This window comes from Ruegeria sp. PrR005 (genome assembly GCF_010500245.1).
Lineage (GTDB): Bacteria > Pseudomonadota > Alphaproteobacteria > Rhodobacterales > Rhodobacteraceae > Ruegeria_B > Ruegeria_B marisflavi.
Genome location: NZ_JAAGOX010000037.1, coordinates 1 through 3,540 on the forward strand (window position 1 = coordinate 1; position 3,540 = coordinate 3,540).

Below are 3,540 nucleotides of genomic sequence, written 5' to 3' on the forward strand. Positions count from 1 at the left end.
GCTTCGAGCCCGAAGCAGCCGATCGCTCTTAATGTTCAGGCGGATTAACGGCCGAAAACCTCTCTGTTCGTAGAGTTATACCGGAACTCTAGTTGACGGTATGGCACTTGATATTTTCCAGGAGATGCGAAATCCCTTTAGACTACTTGTAGTTTCCCTATGCAGGAGCGCGAGAGGGTGGTTGAAAGGGACCACGACCGCCAGAGAGACGGACAGCCCATGGCGGCGTCCTCGGAAGGTGCGGATTCGCCCTCTGCTGATCGTCCCGAAAGCAAATTGGGGTCGCTCTTTTTTCGTTCAGGGCTCTTCCGAAAGTACGCGTTGCTGATCGGAGGGTTGGTATCCGGGGCTTTGGTTTTTGCCGGTTCGCTCGAAATTTATTTTTCCTATCCAGAACAAAAGCTTGCACTGCTTCAATTGCAACGTGAGAAGGCTGCCGGCGCCGCCGTTGTCATTGAGCGCTTTTCCAGGGAAATTCTCGCCCAAATGGGCTGGTTAACGCATGCGGCCTTCCTAGACAGCGGCGCAGCGGTACAGCAGCGGCGGCAAGATTTCCAAAGAATCCTGCGGCAGGTGCCCGAAATAACCGAAATTGCATTCATTGACGCCTCGGGACGAGAACGGCTGTCAGTATCCCGCGTCGCCATCGACGAGTTGGACCGCGGCACGGACTTCTCCGGCCGGGAGAATTTTACGACCACAAAGAGCGAGGGTTTCTATTTCGGAGCGGTCTATTTCCGAGATGAATCCGAACCATACATGACCGTGGGACTGCGCGACCAAGGCAAGAACCCTGGCGTAATCATCGCCGAGGTTAACCTTAAAATGGTATGGAACGTGATATCGCAAATCGATGTGGGTCAGGGCGGCAGCGCCTTTTTGGTCGACTCGAACGGGATGTTGATCGCCCACCGTGACATCTCGCTGGTGCTCCGCAAGACCGACTTGTCTTCTTACTCGCAGAATTTGCTGGTAAGAACGGATGCTAGCAGAAGTGATATCCCGCAACTGGGCGTGATTACCACCGGCCTCGACGGCATACGCGTCCTGTCCGCATTTGCCATGATCGAACGTCTAGACTGGCTGGTTATCGTCGAGTCACCGCTTTCCGAGGCATTCGCACCTCTTTACGCTTCGTTGCGGCGAAGTGCGGTTTTAGTCATCCTCGGCATCGTCATTTCAGCGCTGGCGGGGCTATTGCTCGCACGGCGGATCGTCGGACCAGTGAAGACACTGCAGCAAGGTGCTGCGCGGATCGGGGCTGGTGAACTCGATCAACGCATCGAATTGCACACGGGCGACGAGTTGGAGCAACTGGCCGAAGATTTCAACGACATGAGTGTCCGGTTGCACGAATCCTACGAGAAAGTGCGTCGTGTGAGCGTGCTGAAACGCTATTTTTCGCCCCACTTGGCCGACCTTATCGTGGCCTCGGATAACAGCGAAATCACTTCAAGCCATAGGCGCGAAGTGACGGTTTTGTTCTGTGATCTGCGTAATTTCACCGCTTACTCATCGCTCGCCGAACCGCACGAGACCCTGCAGGTGCTCGAGCAATTTTATGTTGCCGTCGGCGACCGCCTGCTCGAGTACGAAGCGACCATCGGTTATTTTTCCGGCGACGGCCTGATGGCGTTCCTCAATGACCCGTTGCCCTGCCCCGACCACAGCGAAAAGGCCGTGAGAATGGCTCAGTCCATGCAGGCGGACTTGGCCAATCTCTTGGAGTCTTGGAATGATCGCGGAGTGAACTTGGGCTTCGGCATTGGCATCGCTACCGGGCTCGCCACACTTGGCCACATCGGTACTCGAGACCAGTATCACTACACCGCAATCGGGTCGGTTGTGAATCTCGCCTCTCGCCTGTGCGACATTGCCCGGAACGGTGAGACCCTAGTGAGCGGGCCAGTGCGGAACGGCGCCGGAAACGTAGCAGTGTTCGAAGAACTGGGTGAGCGGACTCTGAAAGGATTTGGCGAGCCCGTCACCATCCTGCGGGTTAGCGGTCTCAAGAGCTAACGGGAATAGTACCGCTTCGTCGCGCCCGGCAATGCACAAATCCGCTACGGCACAGCCGCAGGGGGCTTAGTCCTTGTTGTCACTTTGGCACAAACAGAATCTGCCGGGCCTCAGATTGTCACGGCATCAGTCGATCACTCGGTTGGCGCGCAGCAAGAGCGAAACTGGGATGGTCACACCGATCGCTTCGGCGGCACGCAGGTTGACTACCAGGTCGAACTTATTCGGACGCTCAACCGGTAGCTCTCCCGGATCAGCACCCTTGAGAATACGGTCGACATGAGCGGCAGCGCGCCGATACACATCCGGGATATCCGGCCCGTAGGACATCAAGCCACCATCGTCCGGAAAACTTTCTGAAAAATAGATTGCTGGCAGTCTGTTGCGATCGCTGAACGCCACAAGAAGTTTACGTTCTGACACGGCAAACGGGCTGGGCGCCACAATGAAACCGCCTACACCGCTGCTTTCGACAGACGAGAGCGCGGCATCCAGTTCTGTGCGATCCTTGGCATGGTAGACTTCGAGTTGTATTTGCAGCTTTGCCGCAACCCTGCTTACCTCCTCGACAAATCGCCGCGCCGCCGGATTGCTCGAACTCCAAATCAAGGCCACATGACGAAGTTCGGGGACTGTCTCCTTCAGCAGCTGCAGCCATTTCCCTGCAAATCCATCGCCGTAGGCAAGCGAGAATCCAGTAATGTTTCCGCCCGGGTGCCGGAGATTCTTCACCAGTCCAGCGGCAACCGGATCGCTCGAGCCGGCAAATACTATCGGCACCGAAGCTTCGGCTTCAATCGCTGCCCGTGCTCCGATGGTTGAACCTGCTACCAGCACATCCGGCTTCAGGGCGAGTAACTCATCCACGAGTCCGGGCAGGCGCGCCGGCTGTCCCTCTGCAAATCGTAGGTCGATATCAATGGTATCGCCGGGTATCCAGCCCAGGGCCTCCATGCCAGAAACGAAGGCTTTATCGCGCTTTCCAGGAGACACTGGGGAAAGGAAACCCACGCGAGGCCGCACTTTGCCAAGCCGATCGTCGGCGAGTAGAGGTCCCGCAAACAGCATGCCGGCGGCAATCAGGAAAGTCCTGCGTGCTAAGTTGTTCATGCACTCTCCGCGCTAGACATAGCGACTCCAAGGCGGAAACCTCACTATGAAACAAATTACGTAATTAGGATTAGTGCGTCACGCCAAGAATCCGGGCGGGACATTGTTAGAACAAACTTGGTTAAGCCGGGCAGATCGCTTTCGTAGCCTTGTTCGATGACCAGAGGCTTCCATTTTCACCACTTCAAGACCAGCCCACGGACCATCCGCCTGCCCGAGTAGAATGTTCGCAACTGCGAAGTCTGCTACGTCCTGCAACCCGGTCATTGCCGTCGAAAAAATGCTGCGCGATGCATGAACGGCCGGAACGCGAGAGCTGCATCGCGGCGTCGCGGCCTGTGATGAAAGTCAGGAAAGGGCCGTTCGCACCAGTTGAAACCGACCAGTCGGAGGTCTGGAAAGTCCGCAACT

At 56.5% G+C, this 3,540-nt stretch carries 2 protein-coding genes; one reads left to right on the top strand and one right to left on the bottom strand.

What is annotated here, in order from left to right; genetic code table 11:
• Nucleotides 1-219 precede the first annotated feature (219 nt).
• Entirely contained in the window at nucleotides 220-2,019 is a 1,800-nt protein-coding gene (locus tag G0P99_RS17240) for a cache domain-containing protein (RefSeq protein WP_164131728.1), read from the top strand.
• 126 nt (nucleotides 2,020-2,145) lie between these two features.
• Here G0P99_RS17240 and G0P99_RS17245 read toward each other — a convergent pair whose 3' ends face one another.
• A complete protein-coding gene (locus G0P99_RS17245; protein WP_164131729.1) occupies nucleotides 2,146-3,129 on the bottom strand; it encodes an ABC transporter substrate-binding protein in 984 nt (327 codons plus the stop codon).
• Between the last annotated feature and the right edge of the window lie 411 nt (nucleotides 3,130-3,540).

Bases quoted from the DNA above. Each gene is read 5' to 3' on its own strand.
- G0P99_RS17240 (WP_164131728.1), top strand. From the start codon at position 220: ATGGCGGCGTCCTCGGAAGGTGCGGATTCGCCCTCTGCTGATCGTCCC.
- G0P99_RS17245 (WP_164131729.1), bottom strand. From the start codon at position 3,129: ATGAACAACTTAGCACGCAGGACTTTCCTGATTGCCGCCGGCATGCTG.